This is a genomic window from Tatumella sp. JGM118 (assembly GCF_018257515.1).
GTDB classification, from domain to species: Bacteria; Pseudomonadota; Gammaproteobacteria; order Enterobacterales; family Enterobacteriaceae; genus Tatumella; species Tatumella terrea.
The window spans coordinates 51,182-69,111 of the sequence record NZ_JAERJR010000016.1; the positions used below are offsets into that span (position 1 = coordinate 51,182).

The following is a 17,930-nucleotide window of genomic DNA, read 5'->3' on the forward strand; positions in this document are numbered from 1 at the left end:
ACTTCTCCTTAATGAATATACGAGGACGACTCAGCCCTCAGGCGGATGCGTCCCCATTATAAAAGGGTGAATGATGATTACCAGTGTCCCATCACGACATGACGGGCAAATTCTTTTTCACAGTATTTGCAGGTCAGCATGATGTCCTGTGGGCGCTGACGCACCGTAAAAGAGGAGCTGACCGGTTCGTTATGACTGATGCAGTTACTGTTCGGACAGCTCAGTACCCGCTCTATCCGCTCAGGTAATTCCGGCACTCTTTTGGCGACCACGTCATAATTGTCGATACGGTTAACGGTGGCATGCGGGGCATAGAGCGCCAGCTGGTTGATCTGTTCTTCTGTCAGAAAGGTATTTTCGATTTTTATCAGGTCTTTCTGCTGCATTTCGCCGGAAGGCAGGTTAAGGCCAATGGTAATACGCTGATCGGTTTCTGTCAGGCGGAACAGCGAGAGTAACCGGAAGCCGACACGGGCCGGAATATGGTCAATGACGGTGCCACATTTGATGGCTTCAACCTGTAATTTATTATCCTGAGTCATCTGTCTGTTCCCCCGTTATGCAGTGAGTTCTTCATTTAACACCAGAGCCAGTAATGCCTGGCGGGCATAGATACCATTCCCGGCCTGGCGGAAGTACCAGGCATAGGGGGTCGAATCGACGTCGGTATCAATTTCATCCACGCGGGGCAAAGGATGTAGCACCTTCATCGTTTCACGTGCGCCGGTCAGGTCGGCCGCCCGCAGGATAAACTGGGCTTTTACGTTGGCATATTCGGAAGGGTCCAGACGCTCTTTCTGGACCCGGGTCATATATAAAATATCTGTCTGCGGGATCACTTCTTCAATGGAAGCGTGGCGCGACCAGCTGATGCCCTTTTCGTCGAGCAGATCAGTAATGTACGCAGGCATGGTCAGGGCTTCCGGCGCAATAAAGAAGAAACGGTTATTGCTGAATTTGGCCAGGGCCTGGGTCAGTGAATGCACGGTCCGGCCATATTTCAGGTCACCCACCATGGCAATGTTCAGGTTATCCAGCCGCTGCTGGGTTTCACTGATGGTGAACAGGTCGAGTAATGTCTGGGTCGGGTGCTGATTTGCACCGTCGCCGGCATTCAGCACCGGAATATCACCGGCAAATTCGGTGGCCAGCCGGGCGGCACCTTCCTGTGGATGACGCATGACGATGGCATCCACATAGGTGCTGATCACCGAAATCGTATCGGCCAGTGTTTCACCTTTTTTGCCCAGCGAAGTGTTACCGCCGTCAGAAAAGCCGACCACTGAAGCCCCCAGCCGGTGGATCGCCGTTTCAAAAGAGAGACGGGTACGTGTCGACGCTTCAAAAAAACAGCTGGCAATCACCTTGTGCTTTAACAGCTCAGGTTGTGGCGAAGCCTTCAGCCGTGCAGCAGTGGCTAAAACCAGCTCCAGTTCATCACGGTTCAGGTCATTAATTGAGATAATATTCTTTCGATAGAGGGGGTTAGCCATAAGTAATATCCTCGGCACGAGCGGATGACAGGCAAAAAAAAGCCCCTGAAACAGGGGCTTTTTTTATGAAATAGACAGTGATGCGGGAAAAAAAAGGGCTGCCGCCTGCGGTCGGGCAGGTACGGATCTCATGTTGTGTGATGATCTGTGGCATGCGATTTCCCGGAAAATTTTCGCGCATTATACCGGCCACAGAATTCCTGACAAGAGAAGCCGGCATAAAATGCGCGGCCGGTAGCGGTGATTCAGGGAACCTTCAGCAGGGTACAGATTTCCTGGTAAAGCGCAGAGATCTGCCTGCACTGCCGGGGCGCAATCCAGACATTATCGCTGCCGGCCACCACGCCCATCACCGGGGCCAGATCCTGGCAATCAAGGATGCGGGCGACGGCGCGGCCATAACCTGCGGCCGTGTGGATCAGTATAAATTCGTTGTTGCAGACAATATCGATCACCATCTCTGCAATGGTTCTGCTGGCGCGCGGTGCTAACTGCAACAGAGGATTAAGGGTATAGATCCGCTGCCCACGGCCATTACGGATTTTGATAGCACCGAGGAGTTTCAGTAAACGGGACACGGTTGACTGGCTTATCAGGGCATAGCCGTTACGTTTCAGGTCACGGCGCAGGGCTTCCTGGGAAAGATAGCTGTTTTGCATAATCAGCCGCTGGCAGAGGGCCAGTTGTCTGAGTTCTTTCTGACTGGCGGGGGTGAGAACAGGCATAATGACATCTCCATTGTCAGGCGAGGATGGTCACTGACCGTGTACGGGCTGCAGTGACAGGGCCCTGACCGGCGGCGGCATCAGGGCACCTCTGTCAGTTATAGTAACGCAGAGACACTGAGCAGGACTATATTCAGTATCACAAGTATCAGCAGCAGCGGCGCTATCCACTTCAGGAAACGCACATAAGGCACTCTGGCAATTGCCAGCCCGCCCATCACTACCGCGGAGGTCGGTGTGATCAGGTTAACCAGCCCGGAAGCCGACTGATAGGCACTGACCACGAGTTCGCGGCCGGTACCGGCAAAGTCGGCCAGCGGAGCCAGTACCGGCATACTGAGTACCGCCAATCCGGAAGACGATGGCACCAGGAAAGACAGCAGCACTTCAATAAACCAGGTGACGTTGATAAAAATAACCGCCGGTAATCCGCTGACCATATGTTCAGCCGCATTCAGCAGGGTATGGGTGATCATGCCATTATCCATGACCACGACAATGCCACGGGCGATACCGATAATCAGCGCGACCCCGAGCAGATCGCGGGACCCGTCGATAAAAGTGGTGGTAAAGGTTTCTTCACTCATACCTGCGACCAGGGCAACAAGAATGGCCGCCGCGAGGAACATGGCGGAAATTTCGCCCATCCACCAGCCCTGTACCGCCACGCCGTAAATCATAATCACAAACGCAACGGCGAACAGCAGCAGAATGATTTTCCGTCTCAGGGTGAATTCCAGAATCTCTCCGGTCTGCTGAGACAGAAAGTAACGACGGTTCTCGTCAGCCTTATCGGCCACGATGGAAAGTCCCGGGTCTCTGCGGACCCTGAGGGCATAGCGGCGCACCCACCAGACACACAACAGCCAGCCGCAAACCAGCATCATCACCCGCAGCATAATCCCGTCGGTGAAAGGGATCCCTGCGGCGTTCGAAGCGATAACGGTAGCGAACGGGTTGATGGTGGACCCCAGGGTCCCGATGCCGGCCCCCAGTAATACGGTGGCTGCGGCGACCAGGGGATCAAAACCGGCCACCATCATCACCGGCACCAGCAGGGAATAAAACGGCAGAGATTCTTCCGACATCCCGTAAATGGTGCCACCCAGCGCGAACAACCCCATCAGAATAGGGATCATCCACTCTTCTTTGCCCTTTAGCCGTAACATCACCCGCTGGATCCCGGCATCAATCGCGCCGGTTTTATTGGTGACCCCCAGGAAGCCACCAATAATCAGAATAAAGAGTGCAACATCGATGGCACCGGCTTCGCCGGTTTTGTGATCCCAGAGCCCGTCGATGGGGGCCAGTAAAATATCGCTGATCCCCTGAGGGTTGGACGCGACGGTATGATAGGTTCCGGCGATCGGCACTTCCTGACCCAGACGGGCATTCATCACCATCTGGTACTGACCGGCGGGGATTATCCAGCTCAGTGCGGCAACCACCACAATCAGCCCGAACAGAATGGTATATGCAGAAGGAAATTTAAAACTTTTCATCTCACTCTCCCTGCAGGCACGCCAGACAAGCCGTACCTGCATGCGGTCAGTTAGTCGGCCAGAGTTGCGACCATCACGGCCTTAATCGTATGCATCCGGTTTTCTGCTTCATCGAAAACAATCGACCGGGCAGATTCAAACACCTCTTCGCTGACTTCCAGCCCTTTCAGCCCGAAAGTCTCCTCGATTTCCCGGCCGACGGTGGTTTGTTCGTTATGGAAAGCGGGCAGACAGTGCATAAATTTCACCTGCGGATTGCCGGTGGCGTCAACGACCTGCTGATTGACCTGATAAGGCGTCATCAGGCTGACACGTTCCGCCCAGGCCTCTTTCGGTTCGCCCATCGATACCCAGACATCGGTGTAGAGGAAATCGACATCTTTCACACCTTCAGCCACGGATTCGGTGAGGGTGATACGGGCTCCGCTGGTGGCTGCAATTTCACGACACTGGCTGACCAGTGCGTCGTCCGGCCAGAAAGCCCGCGGGGCGACCAGACGGATATCCATTCCCATAATGGCCGCACCGGCCATCAGGGAATTGCCCATGTTGTTACGGGCATCGCCCAGATAAGCAAACCGTAAAGAGTTAAGCGGGCGGTCAGGCGCATGCTCCAGCATGGTCATTAAATCCGCCAGGATCTGGGTGGGATGAAACTCATTGGTCAGGCCGTTCCAGACCGGTACACCGGCATTCTCTGCCAGTTCTTCGACTATCTTCTGCCCAAACCCGCGGTACTCGATACCGTCATACATGCGCCCCAGCACCCGGGCCGTATCTTTCATCGATTCTTTGTGACCAATCTGCGATCCGGAAGGCCCCAGATAAGTAACCTGCGCCCCCTGGTCAAAAGCCGCGACTTCAAAAGCACAGCGGGTGCGGGTGGAACTCTTCTCGAAGATCAGCGCGATATTTTTACCGCTCAGCCGGGGGCGTTCCTGGCCACACCGTTTGTCATGTTTAAGCTGACGCGCCAGCGTCAGCAGGTAATGAATTTCATCGGCGCTATAGTCCAGCAGTTTCAGGAAGTGGCGGTTTTTCAGTGAGACTGACATAGTGAATATCCTTATTTTCAGGGGAATACTGCCTGCCGGACGGAGGCAGACAGCAGGGGATCATGCGGGGGACTAGCCCGGAATGATCAGCGTGCCTTTCTGTCCGCAGAGGATGCGGCTACCGTCCTGCAGGGAACCGATGCCGGCATGGCCGCCACTTGTCCTGACAAACTGACAGCAGGCGTCCACTTTCGGCCCCATGGAACCGGCATCAAATGAGGTGCCTGCCAGCGCACTGACGGTAACCTGACCGATAGCTTCCTGAGACGGCGTTCCCCAGTTCCGGTAGACGGCATCAGCATCGGTCAGGATCAGCAGTGCATCGGCCTGCAACTGACGGGCGAGCAGGGCGGCAGAAAGATCTTTATCGATCACGGCTTCGCACCCCGTCATGGTCTGCCCGGTCTGCACCACCGGGATCCCTCCGCCACCATTACAGATGACCAGATGACCATGCTGCAGTAAGGTGTTAATGGCTGCGCTTTCCGAAATCGCCAGCGGCGCGGGAGAAGGCACGACGCGGCGAAAACCGGTCCCGTCTTTCTTCATGATCCAGCCCTTTTCAGCCGCCAGGTCAGTGGCCTGTGCGGCGGTGTAGACCGGACCAATGTACTTACACGGATCCTGAAACGCCGGATCGGCGGGGTCTACGGTCACCCGGGTCAGCAGAGTCGTGACTTCCTGAGAGGGCAATTCATTCCGCAATGCCTGTTGCAGCATATAGCCCACCATCCCCTGACTTTCCGCGACCAGAATATCCAGCGGATAAGGCGCGACGTCGGGATAAGCCGCATTCTGTAACGCCAGCAGGCCGACCTGTGGCCCGTTACCGTGAACCAGAACCACCCGCCACTCATCGGTCAGACGGGCAATGACACCGGCAGCAATCAGAATATTTTGCTGCTGAATACTGGCTTCCAGTGGTTCACCCCGTTTGAGGAGTGCATTACCACCCAGAGCCACGACCAGTACTGGTTTTTTCTCCATCTGTTTTTCTCCTTAGCCTTCAGATCCCGTCCCTTTCCAGCGGACAGCTCATACATCTGGCGCCGCCACGGCCACGCCCGAGTTCATCACCGGCAATCGGCAGCACAGTGATCCCGGCCTGGTCATATTTTTCATTGGTCCGTAAATTACGCTCGTAGCTGACGACCACACCCGGCCGCAGGGTGAGAACATTGTTGGCATCGTTCCACTGTTCCCGTTCGGCTTCAAAACGGTCGCCGCCGGTGGTGATCACCCGTACCTGATCGATCTCCAGTGCTTGCTCCAGCGCGGTCAGGTAATTTTTTTCTGCAGTGCGGATTAAGCCGCCTTTACCGTCCGGCGTTAAGATCCAGCAAGGCATTTCGGTATTAATGATTTGCGGATAGATGGAGAACGTATCGATATCCAGATGGGTCATTACTGTGTCGAGATGCATACAGGAGCGTTGTCTTGGCAGCTCCATAACGACCACACGTTTTGCCTGATGATGGCGAAAGAGTGAGAGAGCGAGGAATTCTATTCCCTGAGCCGTGGTCCGTTCTGAGAGGCCGATAAGAACACTGCCCCGGCCTGCGACCAGCACATCGCCCCCTTCCAGCGTGGCATGGTCATAGTTACGATCTTCGTCACCGTAATATTTAATAAAATCACCGCCCGCAAAAGCCGGGTGCCAGCGATAGATCGCCCGCAGATTATGGGTTTCACGTTGTCTGGCAACTTTAGCCATCGGGTTAATACTGACCCCCTGATAAATCCAGCACGAGGTATCGCGGGTAAACAGGTGGTTGGGCAGGGGGCGCGTAATAAAGTCATCCGGCTGGCTGCTGCGGCCGGTAATACTGCTGATTTCCGGCGGGACTTCATCCCGGGTCAGTCCCCCGGTCAGATGGCGGGCAAGCTCCCGGTGAGACATCTGTCCCAGCCAGTCGCGGATATCTGAAGCAAAGCCAGGGCCCAGGCGGTGATCCGAAATCTGTTGCTGTAATAACCAGCGTTTTGCCTCAGGGACATCCAGGGTCCGCGTCAGTAAATCGGACAGAAGTAACACTTCCACCCCCTGTTCCCGCAGAACCCCGGCAAAGCGGTCATGCTCTTTTCCTGCCCGTTCGACGTCTAACACATCATCGAATAATAGATCCTGGCAATTTTCCGGCGTCAGCCGTTGCAGGCTAAGGTTCGGACGATGCAGCAAAACACTGCGTAATGTACCAATCTCTGAACCGACATAATGCCTTTTCATAAACACTCCTTCCCGGTGGAAATATTCCAGCCTGACCGGATGAAATTATCCGGCGCTGATACTGAAAACATTTCAAAAATAATCAGGAAGAGAAGGATGGGATGTGATGAAAATCAAATAAAAACATCTGCCGAATAGCGGTGAACATATTTATGATTAACATCATTAATCAGGTTTTTTTCTGTTTTTATAAAGTGAAATTATATTCATTAAACAGTGAAAGATATCGCCTTTAATATTCTGCAGGGATTGGGTTGGGGAAAAGTGATTTTTTTATCACTATGAATGTTATGGATTTAATTACTGGAAATGAATAATAACCCATCCTGGGTGGTAATTATTTATGCCGGAGGGAGATGATGCCGGATAGTTATTCCTTTTCCCGGATATAAATTATTTTTTTATATTTACGATCACAGGGGGAGTTTTAAATTATTTTTTTCATAAACAATCCGTTATCCACGCCGGAATCGTGGGTGAAATTCAGATTATGCAGAGGGAATGAATAGTTTTCCCGGAATGTTGAGTAAAAAAAAGAGAAGCGGAAAATAATTATGCGGAGCTGACGTCAGCAGAAAAGAAAAAGGAACGGACCCCGGGAAATCCCGTTGTCCGTCTGTGCAGCGGGTTATTGCCGGCCCAGGGTGGCAACCATCACCGCTTTGATGGTATGCATCCGGTTTTCCGCCTGGTCAAAGACAATGCTGTGCTCTGATTCGAAAACATCGTTAGTGACTTCGATGCCTGAACTGAAGCCGTATTGTTCCGCCATTTGTTTACCCATACTGGTCTGATCATCATGGAACGCAGGCAGGCAGTGCAGGAATTTGACCTCAGGATTACCGGTCAGCGACAGCATCTGTGCATTAACCTGATAAGGACGCAGCAGGGCGATCCGTTCGGCCCAGGTCTCTTTGGCTTCGCCCATCGACACCCAGACATCGGTATAGATAAAGTCAGCGCCTTTGACCCCGTCTTCGATAGATTCTGTCAGCGTGATTTTACCGCCGGTCTTTTGTGCTGCATGCCGGCACTCTTCGACCAGGGCCTCTTCCGGCCAGCAGGCTTTAGGGGCTACCAGGCGCAGGTCCAGACCGGTCAGCGCTGCCGCTTCCAGCATACTGTTCCCCATATTGTTACGGGCATCACCGACGTACACCAGCGTCATCTCTGTCCAGGCTTTGCCTGGCAGGTGTTCCTGCATCGTCAGCAGATCGGCCAGTAACTGGGTCGGGTGAAATTCGGTGGTCAGTCCGTTCCATACCGGTACGTCTGCGTATTCCGCCAGCGTTTCGACAATCTCCTGCTCATACCCGCGATACTGGATGCCGTCATACATGCGGCCCAGTACACGGGCAGTATCTTTAATCGATTCTTTATGGCCAATCTGGTTACCGCTGGCACCCAGCCAGGTGACACGGGCTCCCTGATCGTATGCGGCAACTTCGAAAGAGCAACGGGTACGGGTCGAATCTTTTTCGAAGATGAGCGCGATATTTTTGCCTTGCAGAGACGGGGACTCTTTGCCCTGTTTTTTGTCCTGCTTCAGGCGGGCGGCCAGTTGCACCAGTTCATTCAGTTCGGCAGGGGTAAAATCCAGCAATCTCAGGAAATGGCGTTGATACAGCTTACTCATACATCACTCCGGGTGGCGATTAATACAATGAATTAATATTCAATCTATATGTATGAATATTCATTTTCAACCTTATTTTCAGGAATCGTGTGCTTTAGTGTAGTGCCACGCGGGATGCTGTGGGAAAATGCCCGTCTATCCGGGGAATATTACCCCTGAACGTACTGAGGAATTCCCTATGACATTCGAAGCATTTATGGAAGAACAGCGTGAAGAAACACGCGAAATTATTGAAGAATTACTGGAAGATGGCAGTGATCCGGATGCGCTCTATACCGTAGAACATCATTTATCCTGCGACAGCTTTGACGCACTGGAAAAAGCCGCCGTTGATGCGTTCAAACTGGGCTACGAAGTGACAGACCCGGAAGAACTGGAGCTGGAAGATGGAACCACTGTGATGTGTGTGGATATCATCAGTGAAATTGCACTGAAGGATGAGCTGATCAATGCCCAGATCGAACAGCTGGTCAAAGTCGCCGGAAAATATAACGTTGATTATGATGGCTGGGGCACCTACTTCGAAGATCCGGATGCTGAAGACGAAGAAGATGAAGATGGCGATGACGAAGAGACTTCCGCAGAGGATTCTCCCGTCCGTCACTAACCGATCGCTTCTGACGGCATTTCCCCCTGGTCTGACGGCTCCGTGAGGCCAGGGCGTTTTATTCGCCCTGATTTTCAAAGTCACTGAACCATGAACTACGCCGCCCTCGTTGAACCACTGTTACAGTTTTTACATTGCCGGACCCCGCAGGCCTGGATTGATGAAGCGTCCAGACCGGAAAACCTGCCACTGTTATTGACCGATCACCTGACGTGTGAACTGAAAGCGGCCCAGACCGCCGCGTGGCTTATCCGTAAATACGTTGCCGATAAACCCGGCGCGGAAACACTGATGCGCTGGCTGGCCCCGTACGAGGATTTTGTCTATCGTGAACATCCGGACAGTGATTTCATTCATGCCCACCGTCACCTGGGGAAAAACATTACCCGGCATGACGCTTTTCCCGGCGCTGATGACCTGATTGATAAAATGGTGTTGTTAATTAAAGAAGAATTACATCACTTTTATCAGGTACTGGAGATCATGCAGTCCCGGGGGATCGAATACCATAAAATCACCGCCAGTCGCTACGCGAAGGGATTATTGCGTGAAGTGACCACGCATGAACCCGACACGCTGATCGATAAACTTATCTGCGGTGCCTATATCGAAGCGCGCTCCTGCGAACGCTTTTATGCGCTGGCCCCTTATCTGGAACCCGGACTGGCCAGCTTTTACCGTTCACTGCTGCGTTCCGAAGCCCGTCACTATCAGGATTACCTCGCACTGGCCTGGCAGATCTCGCCCTATGATATTACGGACCGCATCCGGACGATCGGTGAAACGGAAGCCCGGCTGATCACTGACGCCGACAGTGAATTGCGTTTCCATAGCGGTCCGTTGATCCCGGTCTGACGTGCCCCCGGCGCAGGGAAAAGCCCCTGCCGGCCTTTTATGGTCCCCGGGAAATACCTTCATTTTATTTGAATAAGATCAGCAAATCGTTCAGCTTTTAAGCGTCCTTCTGCCGGTCTATCATGCATCGCATCGGGGCCATACCGGCCCTTACCCTGAAAATGAATGAAGGTAATCCTTATGAACTCCATCAAAACTTTCGTTGCAGTTGCCACGTTCTCTCTGATTTCTTTCGGTAGCTTTGCTCAGACGATCACCGCCACCGCCGGGACACTGGATGATGCTGAAGCACAAATCGCGGCGCAGGCCCATAAGAGCGGTGACTCTTACCGGATTACCGAAGCGACCACTAAAAACTGTGTGCATATGACGGCGGAACTGAATAAATAAGCCTCTGTCCTGCAGGTGACAACACCACGGGCTGCCCACCGGCAGCCTGGTAGCCGCCTTTCTGTCCCGCGAAGCATCCCTTTCACTGCGAAACTTTCCTCAGCCTTTCTCCGGCAAGTCACTGACGATGCATCCACGTCCGGCGGATCCAGCTATCTGGCGATAACCCTTCTCCGGTGCCAGAAGTGTCATGCTTAGAGAGGAAGTATTCAGAAAGCGAGTGCTTAGCAAGACAGTGTTCAGAAAGCGAATATGCAGACCGGCAGGGGATAACTGCGGATCAGTCTGATAACCACCGCACTGGTAGCCGCCTCTCTGTCTCCCCGAAGCATCCCTTTTACTGCGAAACTTTCCTCAGCCTTTCTCCGGCAAGTCACTGACGATGCATCCACGCCCGGCGGATCCAGCTATCTGGCGATAACCCTTCTCCGGTGCCAGAAGTGTCATGCTTAGAGAGGAAGTATTCAGAAAGCGAGTGCTTAGCAAGACAGTGTTCAGAAAGCGAATATGCAGACCGGCAGGGGATAACTGCGGTGCGGCGTAACCCGTGACCCGGGGAGAATAGTGCCTGCCGGCAGAAATGACCGATATCATCGTTGAGTCTGAATTCACCCTCCGCACCGATGCTTTGCCGGATAAAATTCATGCCGCGAATGCGGGCCGGTAACGGCGTGAAAACCAGGGCCGGTGGGCGTTACAGAGCGGCGGGACCGGTGCCCCGGCCATAAAAAAAGGCTGCAATCGCAGCCTCTTACAGGATCACGGGGTATCAGACCGCCGCTGAGCCGCGTAACACCTTACCTTCCAGTGCCGCATGCTGACGATCTTTACCATAGACAGACCAGCTGACGCCCTCATCACTGACTTCAAACAATGCTGTCGCCAGGGTATTTTCCTGATCCGGGTCATCCGCCGCCAGGCGGTAAACCGGGAGTTCTTCCTGACTCTGATCAGAAAGGATCATCAGGCTGCGCTCAGCTGACAGTGTCTCACCGGTCGCCAGTAATGCTTCAATCACCTGCTGACGCGCGGCAGAACTGTCAGTGATCACCTGCTCAGCCGCCTGTTGCTGCGGATGGACCAGATGATTCGCATGTCCGGTACTGCCTTTTAACGGCAGAACACTGCACCCGGTACCGGTCGCTTCAATACTGAAGATCCGTGAATCCCCGGCGCTGGCCAGTGTATGGTGGAAGGCTCCCGCCCGGCCCGGAGACGTCAGTACGGCCACCGCCTGGTCCAGGCTGGCAGCGTTCAGTGCCGCTCTGGCCAGCACCTGACGAGGCAACCCTTCAGGCCGCTCAACCGCACGGATATTATTAACGGTATTAACAATCCCGTACTGGTTTACAGAAAACGTATGTCCGCAGAGCGAGCCAGGATAGGCGAAACTCAGGTAGGATACTCCCTGATCCGGTATCACCTCCGCCAGGAAACACGCATCGCGTAACTGCGGGAATCCATCTTCATTGTGCGCAACGATGATGTCATCCCGCGCATCACGACCGGCCAGGGTAGTGCAGCCATCTGAGGTCGAACGTACCAGATCACCACGACAGTTCCAGGCAAAGACCTCGTCAGTCTCCGCCTCCAGCCCGCAAGCCAGCCCCTCGATTTCCAGCCAGATATCCGGATAGTGTTGTTTTACCGCCACCGCCATGGCCTTTGCCTGTGCGGAATCTTTCAGGGCTGTCACTGTCTGCCACAGTGGTGTCAGCGTCAGTTCCTGGTGCCAGGCCGCGTGCCCGGCCTGGCCCAGTTGTTTTCCGAGAGCGAAGGTATCGCCACGGAAGGTCAGTTTTTTCATAAGCGGGTGCCTGTCCGGAAAGGTTACGATACGTGCTGCAGGAATTCCTGCAAACGCGCGCAGCCTTTACCGCTCTCAATCAGTTCTGCCGGCTCGCCGTCTTCGGCAATCGTTCCGCCGTCGATAAAGATCAGACGTGAGGCCACATCGCGGGCAAAGCCGATTTCATGGGTCACAATCACCATGGTCATCCCTTCTTCCGCCAGAGAACGCATTACCTGCAGCACTTCATGACGCAATTCCGGGTCCAGTGCCGAGGTCGGTTCATCAAACAGCATCATCTGGGGTTTCACCGCCAGGGCTCTGGCGATGGCAACACGCTGCTGCTGGCCGCCGGAAAGCTCAGAAGGGTAGTGATCCGCGCGACTGGCCAGACCGACACGCGTCAGCAGTGCCATCGCCTGTTCACGGGCTTTTGCCTTACTGCTGTGCCGGACACGAAGAGGGCCAAACATCACGTTTTCCAGTGCCGTCAGGTGCGGGAACAGGTGAAACTGCTGGAAGACCATACCGGCTTCACGACGAATATCACATTCATTCACGTGCGGATCGGTCATATGCATCCCGGCGACGATAAGTGCGCCGGAAGAGATCTCTTCCAGTTTGTTGATACAACGTAATAACGTTGATTTACCGGATCCGGACGGGCCAATGATCACCACCACTTCGCCGGCATCAATCTTCAGATTGATATCGTGCAGCACCTGTGTTGAGCCAAAATTTTTCGAGACATTTTGAAATTCAACCATACTCATAAGATATGCATCCTTTTTTCCAGTCTTTTAAGCAGGAAGCTCAGACACAGAGTCACAATCAGATAAAGTGCTGCTACCGCTGTCCATACTTCGAGTGCGCGGAAGTTTCCGGCAATAATTTCCTGGCCCTGACGGGTTAGTTCAGCCACCCCAATCACGATAAACAGTGAGGTGTCTTTAATACTGATGATCCATTGGTTACCGAGCGCCGGGATCATACGACGCAGAGCCAGAGGCATAATGATATGCCATGTGGTGGCGCGGGAAGAGAGTCCCATGGCCAGTCCGGCTTCTTTAAACCCTTTATTGATCGATAAAATCGCGCCACGGGTGATCTCAGCGATATACGCGCCCGAGTTAATCATAATCGTGACGACAGCCGCGGTGATCGGTTCAATATGAACCGGCAGCGCTAACGGCAGGGCGAAGTAAATAAACATCACCTGCACCATAATGGGGGTGCCGCGGATAAGTTCGACAAAAACCAGTGATAATGCTTTTGACACCCTGCCGCCCAGTGCGCGACAAACACCGGCAGCCAGGCCGATAACAAAGCCGCCCATCAGGCCGACAATAGAAATAAAGAGGGTGAGCTTTAACCCTTGCAAGAGTATTGGCACGGCTTGCCAGACATAACTGATGTCAAAATTCATAGTGTTACCCGTACTGTGTAAAAAAAACGGGGCCAGCCAGTGCTGGCCCAAAAACTTACTTAGGTTCTTTGTCGAACCATTTCAGATAGATTTTGTTATAGGTACCATCAGCACGTAATGCTTTCAGCGCCGCATCGACACGGGCGGTGTAAGGGCTGTTTTTCTGCAGAGCAAAACCATACTGCTGTGGCAGCACGCTGTCGGTTTCACCGGTCGCTTTAATTTTTCCGTCACCGGCAGTTTTCACGTAATAAAGAACGTTAGGAGAGTCGTGAACAACGGCGTCGATATTTCCGGCCTGCAGATCCAGGTAGGCATTGTCGATGTTCGGGAACTCAACGTAATCGGCTTTAACGTGCGCTTTCATAAAGGTTGCTGCCGCAGTCCCTTGTTTCAGACCTACGCGTTTCCCGGCCAGGTCACTGAATTTAGTGATCCCGGTCGCTGAGCTTTTCACGGCCATCAGCAGATCAGCGTTATAGTAAGGGGAACTGAAGTCCACCACCTGAGCACGAACCGGCGTAATGGTGATACCGGCCATCGCAACATCGATATTACGAGACTGCAGGCCCGGGATCAGACCACCAAAGTCCATCGGTTGCAGGGTGTAATCGACGTCCATTTTTTTCGCAATGGCATTCCACAAATCGATATCAAATCCGACGTACTTATCGCCTTGTTTAAATTCAAACGGAACGAACGCCGTATCCACGCCGACGGTTAACTTATCTTTTGCCATCGCATTGAAACTGAATGCACCGGCCAGTAAGGCTAATGAAATCCCGACAGTATTTATTGTTTTCAGCATAGCGATTCCTTTATATAGATCGGATGATGTGTGTCAGTCACAGTGATAAAAGCAATATGTGTGCCACTATTTTTACCTTCAGACAAAAAAAGAAGATAAACAGTAACATTATGATTTTTATTGTTTTTTTATGTTTCCCTGGTGTTAACGTCTGATGCTCTTCAGAAAAAAGCGGTAATAACTTTTTCTTATAAGCATATAAGTTCAGGAGGCACCTTTTTGGTGCCCCATTTTGGAAGGGGGGATCTTTTTGGTGCCCCCGGGGATATCTAAAAACCGTCAGGCATTGACGATGAGGGGGTGCCGGCGCAGTTCATCACCATGGCGAGCAGAGAGTAATAGCCATTGACGCCAATCAGATCCATCACGGCCGTTTCACCAAAATGGCTCACTGCCTCCTGCCACAGGCTGTCACTGACTCCCTGCTGCTGATGTAATTGCCGGCAGAAGTGGTACACCAGCCATTCATCGGCGGCTAAGTCATCGGGGGCTGGCTGCTGTTGCTGACGGATCGCCACAATAGCGGCCGCAGAAATGCCCTGTTGTTCTGCTATCGGCGCATGGATCTCCCACTCTACCGGCTGAGACCAGTGCCGGGCGGTGAGCAGAATGGCCAGCTCGGAAAGCCGTTGACCGATGGCACTCCGGTAGCGCAGGTACTCGCCCAAATGCTGGACATGTGACATCAGTTCCGGGCTGCGCAGTAATGCCTGAAACGGGGGCAGCAATGCCCCCCGCGGGCCATTGATCACTTCTTCTGCCAGCAAACGTTGTCCGGGCGTCCACGCATCCGGGGTCAGGTCAGGCAGGCGATGAGTCCGGGCCCTCATGACTGTCCCGCCGCTTTAGCGGTTTCCCGGATGATGACCTGTTTCAGTGTCTCCACCACAAAATCGAGCTGCGACGGCTCAATAATAAAAGGCGGAGCAATAAGGATATGGTCCCCTTGCTGTCCGTCAATGGTCCCGCCCATCGGGTAGACCATCAGTCCTTTTTCCAGGCAGGCACTTTTGATGGCAGCATGCAGTTTATGGGCAGGATCGAATGCCGTTTTTGTTGTTTTATCCCTGACCAGCTCGACGCCGGCGAATAATCCGCGTCCGCGGGTATCTCCGACAAAGTCCAGCCCGGCCAGTTCGGCATGTAATTGCTGCAGTAAATAATTCCCCTGGTGTTGCACACGACTCAACAGGTTATCCCGCTCGATCACCTGCTGGACTGCCAGTGCCGCCGCCGCCGCAGTTGGGTGGCAGATATAGGTATGACCATGCTGGAACATTCCGCTACCGTTACGCAGTGGCTCCATGACTTTATCGCTGACCAGTACCGCGCCAATCGGCTGATAGCCGCCGCCCAGTCCTTTCGCCACTGTCACGATATCCGGGACCACATCGTCCTGTTCAAAGGCGTGCAATGTACCGGTCCGGCCCATGCCGCACATCACTTCATCGGCGATATACAGCAGACCATATTTGTCGCAGAGCTTTCTTACCCCGGCGAAATAGCCCCGGGTCGGCGGAACGGCGCCGGTCGTGGCACCGCTGACGGTTTCGGCGACAAAACCGATAATTTTTTCTGCACCGGTATCAAGAATGGTCTGCTCCAGCTCGTTGAGCAGGCGTTCGGTGTACTGTTGTTCACTTTCATCCGGCAGACGATCACGGTAGGCATTACAGGCAGAGACCCGCGCCACATCCATCAGCAGTGGTGCAAATTGCTTACGACGCCACTCATTGCCTCCGACCGCCAGAGCACCCAGCGTATTCCCGTGATAGCTCTGACGACGGCCGATAAAGGTGGTCTTTTCCGGCTGTCCGGTTTCCACACAATATTGTCTGGCCAGTTTCAGCGCCGTCTCTACCGCTTCGGATCCCCCGGATACGAAATAGACAGAATTCAGATCCCCGGGCGCGGTACGCACCAGCTGGTCGGCCAGTTGCTCTGCGGCATCGCTGGTGAAAAATCCGGTATGTGCATAAGCCAGCGTATCAATCTGCTGATGCAGGGCGGCCAGTACATCGGGATGACCATGGCCCAGGCAGGAAACTGCTGCTCCGCCGCTGGCATCAAGGTAACGTTTTCCGGAACGATCGGTGATCCACACCCCTTGTGCAGAGGCGGCAACAGGGGGAGTAACCTTCAGACTGCGGTGAATAATATGGCTCATGGTGATCCTGTGACGGCGATAAACAGGGGAACTCCCCCCAAACAGGGATCATAGTCTCAGATTCATTTGGATCATTCAATATATAAATGATTCAAATGAATCATTGACGCCGTGTTCTATTTCCCGGGCAGAATATAGGTCCCGGAATCAATCAGATAGCGCTCAGCACTCTCGATACGACGGATAGCGTCTTCGCCGTGTCTGGCGACCAGAGCCGCCATCAGGCATTCGGCAAGCCCCATGGCAGAAACGACGGAGGGGAAAAAGGACGGGCTACCGGTGGAAAAAAGCAGGGTACAGGCGGCCGCCTGCGCCAGCGGGGAAACCGCCGAATCTGTGACCGCTATCAGGGTGGCTCCTGCGGCCTGAGCGTAAGCGATAATTTGCAGCGTTTCGCGGGAATAAGGCGCAAATCCGCAGATCACGACCAGATCATCGGCACCGATCTCGCGGGTGAACATCTCCTGATTATTCGCCAGCCCGTCAATCAGCGAGACGTGCCGGTGAAAGAGGCGATAAATATAATGCAGTGACCAGGCGACAGAGAAACTGGCGCGGAACCCGCAGATATAGACCTGTGAGGCATTATCCAGCAGGGTGACGGCGTGCTCCAGTGCTTCCCGGTTATTGTCCCGGGTTTGTTGCAGGTTCGTGCCGAAGGCAGAGAAGACTTCATCATACAGCGCCGGGTGCTGTGCTTTGTCCTGCAATCCGGAGGCCCGGGAAGCATAGCTATCATCTGCCAGTCCCAGCGATTGTATAAAGGCGGATTTGAGTTCGCCCCAGCCCTGGTAGCCCAGGCGTTGGGCCAGCCGCAGCAGAGTAGCGGGTTTAACATCCGCATTCCCGGCGAAGGCGCGCATTGACAGCACCACTAACTCACTGCTGTGTTCCAGGACAAACTCCGCGGCTTTCTGCAGTTCCGGAGTCAGTTCGGGGTAGAGTTCAACAATAATTTTTCGCGGGTCCATGTCGGCCTTTCTCCGGAGTGTCGGGATCGGCAGGGATGATACCTTGCCCCGCAGGTTAAGGGGAAGTCGCTGAATGGGGATCCGGGGAAAACCGGATCAGGTTTTTTATTATCAGGGGGAGGGACCGGGGAAAACCGGATACGTTTTTTTATGATCAGACCGTGAGTATTCCGTTCGCTTTATAATAAGGCAGGCTGCCTTAGCCCCGCCGGGGGCGACCGGGCAAAGGGCGCATGGCCGCGCCCTCTGCACTCCGGGCCTTGCGACAAGCCTGCCCGC

General features: G+C 53.7%; 18 protein-coding genes. 3 read left to right on the forward strand and 15 right to left on the reverse strand.

Annotated features, from left to right (window positions below):
* Window positions 1-77 precede the first annotated feature (77 nt).
* The 8 genes from pyrI to argF (JK223_RS13470) all read right to left on the reverse strand — a co-directional run bounded on the left by pyrI (window position 78) and on the right by argF (JK223_RS13470) (window position 8,638).
* Window positions 78-542: an aspartate carbamoyltransferase regulatory subunit gene (gene pyrI, locus JK223_RS13435; protein ID WP_212714679.1), complete on the reverse strand. Its 465-nt coding sequence runs from the start codon at window positions 540-542 to the stop codon at window positions 78-80.
* Between the two features lie 15 nt (window positions 543-557).
* A complete protein-coding gene (gene pyrB / locus JK223_RS13440) occupies window positions 558-1,493 on the reverse strand; it encodes an aspartate carbamoyltransferase (protein ID WP_212714680.1) in 936 nt (311 codons plus the stop codon).
* 245 nt (window positions 1,494-1,738) lie between these two features.
* Complete coding sequence (locus tag JK223_RS13445; protein WP_212714681.1) at window positions 1,739-2,218, reverse strand: arginine repressor; 480 nt, start codon at window positions 2,216-2,218, stop codon at window positions 1,739-1,741.
* Window positions 2,219-2,316: 98 nt separating this feature from the next.
* Window positions 2,317-3,720 carry a YfcC family protein gene (locus JK223_RS13450; RefSeq protein ID WP_212714682.1) on the reverse strand — a complete coding sequence of 468 codons (1,404 nt, stop codon included), beginning with the start codon at window positions 3,718-3,720 and terminating at the stop codon, window positions 2,317-2,319.
* A 50-nt stretch (window positions 3,721-3,770) separates the two neighbouring features.
* Window positions 3,771-4,775 carry an ornithine carbamoyltransferase gene (argF, locus tag JK223_RS13455; RefSeq protein WP_212714683.1) on the reverse strand — a complete coding sequence of 335 codons (1,005 nt, stop codon included), beginning with the start codon at window positions 4,773-4,775 and terminating at the stop codon, window positions 3,771-3,773.
* A 72-nt stretch (window positions 4,776-4,847) separates the two neighbouring features.
* A complete protein-coding gene (locus JK223_RS13460) occupies window positions 4,848-5,762 on the reverse strand; it encodes a carbamate kinase (protein ID WP_212714684.1) in 915 nt (304 codons plus the stop codon).
* A gap of 19 nt (window positions 5,763-5,781) precedes the next feature.
* Window positions 5,782-7,002 carry an arginine deiminase gene (gene arcA / locus JK223_RS13465; protein WP_212714685.1) on the reverse strand — a complete coding sequence of 407 codons (1,221 nt, stop codon included), beginning with the start codon at window positions 7,000-7,002 and terminating at the stop codon, window positions 5,782-5,784.
* Window positions 7,003-7,630: 628 nt separating this feature from the next.
* On the reverse strand, window positions 7,631-8,638 hold the full coding sequence (gene argF / locus JK223_RS13470; protein WP_212714686.1) for an ornithine carbamoyltransferase: 1,008 nt from the start codon (window positions 8,636-8,638) through the stop codon (window positions 7,631-7,633).
* A gap of 178 nt (window positions 8,639-8,816) precedes the next feature.
* Between argF (JK223_RS13470) and rraB the strand changes: the two genes are divergently transcribed.
* The 3 genes from rraB to JK223_RS13485 all read left to right on the forward strand — a co-directional run bounded on the left by rraB (window position 8,817) and on the right by JK223_RS13485 (window position 10,490).
* Entirely contained in the window at window positions 8,817-9,245 is a 429-nt protein-coding gene (gene rraB / locus JK223_RS13475) for a ribonuclease E inhibitor RraB (protein WP_212714687.1), read from the forward strand.
* A gap of 90 nt (window positions 9,246-9,335) precedes the next feature.
* Window positions 9,336-10,100: a tRNA isopentenyl-2-thiomethyl-A-37 hydroxylase MiaE gene (gene miaE, locus JK223_RS13480; protein WP_212714688.1), complete on the forward strand. Its 765-nt coding sequence runs from the start codon at window positions 9,336-9,338 to the stop codon at window positions 10,098-10,100.
* A 180-nt stretch (window positions 10,101-10,280) separates the two neighbouring features.
* Window positions 10,281-10,490: a YdgH/BhsA/McbA-like domain containing protein gene (locus JK223_RS13485; RefSeq protein WP_212714689.1), complete on the forward strand. Its 210-nt coding sequence runs from the start codon at window positions 10,281-10,283 to the stop codon at window positions 10,488-10,490.
* A 769-nt stretch (window positions 10,491-11,259) separates the two neighbouring features.
* Here the strand turns inward: JK223_RS13485 and JK223_RS13490 are convergent.
* The 7 genes from JK223_RS13490 to JK223_RS13520 all read right to left on the reverse strand — a co-directional run bounded on the left by JK223_RS13490 (window position 11,260) and on the right by JK223_RS13520 (window position 17,651).
* The gene (locus tag JK223_RS13490) at window positions 11,260-12,297 is read right to left on the reverse strand and encodes a C45 family peptidase (RefSeq protein WP_212714690.1); all 1,038 of its coding nucleotides are present in this window, start codon (window positions 12,295-12,297) and stop codon (window positions 11,260-11,262) included.
* Between the two features lie 23 nt (window positions 12,298-12,320).
* Window positions 12,321-13,046, reverse strand: coding sequence for a glutamine ABC transporter ATP-binding protein GlnQ (gene glnQ, locus JK223_RS13495; RefSeq protein WP_212714695.1), 726 nt, complete (start codon window positions 13,044-13,046; stop codon window positions 12,321-12,323).
* A gap of 2 nt (window positions 13,047-13,048) precedes the next feature.
* Window positions 13,049-13,705 (reverse strand): glutamine ABC transporter permease GlnP, encoded by a 657-nt coding sequence (glnP, locus tag JK223_RS13500; RefSeq protein WP_025903898.1) that lies wholly within the window; start codon window positions 13,703-13,705, stop codon window positions 13,049-13,051.
* A 55-nt stretch (window positions 13,706-13,760) separates the two neighbouring features.
* Complete coding sequence (gene glnH, locus JK223_RS13505) at window positions 13,761-14,513, reverse strand: glutamine ABC transporter substrate-binding protein GlnH (protein WP_371813139.1); 753 nt, start codon at window positions 14,511-14,513, stop codon at window positions 13,761-13,763.
* Window positions 14,514-14,782: 269 nt separating this feature from the next.
* On the reverse strand, window positions 14,783-15,343 hold the full coding sequence (locus JK223_RS13510; protein WP_212714691.1) for a carboxymuconolactone decarboxylase family protein: 561 nt from the start codon (window positions 15,341-15,343) through the stop codon (window positions 14,783-14,785).
* The gene (locus JK223_RS13515; RefSeq protein WP_212714692.1) at window positions 15,340-16,680 is read right to left on the reverse strand and encodes an aspartate aminotransferase family protein; all 1,341 of its coding nucleotides are present in this window, start codon (window positions 16,678-16,680) and stop codon (window positions 15,340-15,342) included. The genes JK223_RS13510 and JK223_RS13515 overlap by 4 nt, the downstream gene beginning before the upstream one ends.
* A 116-nt stretch (window positions 16,681-16,796) precedes the next feature.
* Window positions 16,797-17,651, reverse strand: a complete 855-nt coding sequence (locus JK223_RS13520; RefSeq protein WP_212714693.1) for a MurR/RpiR family transcriptional regulator — start codon at window positions 17,649-17,651, stop codon at window positions 16,797-16,799.
* Between the last annotated feature and the right edge of the window lie 279 nt (window positions 17,652-17,930).

Bases quoted from the DNA above. Each gene is read 5' to 3' on its own strand.
- pyrI (WP_212714679.1), bottom strand. From the start codon at position 542: ATGACTCAGGATAATAAATTACAGGTTGAAGCCATCAAATGTGGCACC.
- pyrB (WP_212714680.1), bottom strand. From the start codon at position 1,493: ATGGCTAACCCCCTCTATCGAAAGAATATTATCTCAATTAATGACCTG.
- JK223_RS13445 (WP_212714681.1), bottom strand. From the start codon at position 2,218: ATGCCTGTTCTCACCCCCGCCAGTCAGAAAGAACTCAGACAACTGGCC.
- JK223_RS13450 (WP_212714682.1), bottom strand. From the start codon at position 3,720: ATGAAAAGTTTTAAATTTCCTTCTGCATATACCATTCTGTTCGGGCTG.
- argF (WP_212714683.1), bottom strand. From the start codon at position 4,775: ATGTCAGTCTCACTGAAAAACCGCCACTTCCTGAAACTGCTGGACTAT.
- JK223_RS13460 (WP_212714684.1), bottom strand. From the start codon at position 5,762: ATGGAGAAAAAACCAGTACTGGTCGTGGCTCTGGGTGGTAATGCACTC.
- arcA (WP_212714685.1), bottom strand. From the start codon at position 7,002: ATGAAAAGGCATTATGTCGGTTCAGAGATTGGTACATTACGCAGTGTT.
- argF (WP_212714686.1), bottom strand. From the start codon at position 8,638: ATGAGTAAGCTGTATCAACGCCATTTCCTGAGATTGCTGGATTTTACC.
- rraB (WP_212714687.1), top strand. From the start codon at position 8,817: ATGACATTCGAAGCATTTATGGAAGAACAGCGTGAAGAAACACGCGAA.
- miaE (WP_212714688.1), top strand. From the start codon at position 9,336: ATGAACTACGCCGCCCTCGTTGAACCACTGTTACAGTTTTTACATTGC.
- JK223_RS13485 (WP_212714689.1), top strand. From the start codon at position 10,281: ATGAACTCCATCAAAACTTTCGTTGCAGTTGCCACGTTCTCTCTGATT.
- JK223_RS13490 (WP_212714690.1), bottom strand. From the start codon at position 12,297: ATGAAAAAACTGACCTTCCGTGGCGATACCTTCGCTCTCGGAAAACAA.
- glnQ (WP_212714695.1), bottom strand. From the start codon at position 13,046: ATGGTTGAATTTCAAAATGTCTCGAAAAATTTTGGCTCAACACAGGTG.
- glnP (WP_025903898.1), bottom strand. From the start codon at position 13,705: ATGAATTTTGACATCAGTTATGTCTGGCAAGCCGTGCCAATACTCTTG.
- glnH (WP_371813139.1), bottom strand. From the start codon at position 14,513: ATGCTGAAAACAATAAATACTGTCGGGATTTCATTAGCCTTACTGGCC.
- JK223_RS13510 (WP_212714691.1), bottom strand. From the start codon at position 15,343: ATGAGGGCCCGGACTCATCGCCTGCCTGACCTGACCCCGGATGCGTGG.
- JK223_RS13515 (WP_212714692.1), bottom strand. From the start codon at position 16,680: ATGAGCCATATTATTCACCGCAGTCTGAAGGTTACTCCCCCTGTTGCC.
- JK223_RS13520 (WP_212714693.1), bottom strand. From the start codon at position 17,651: ATGGACCCGCGAAAAATTATTGTTGAACTCTACCCCGAACTGACTCCG.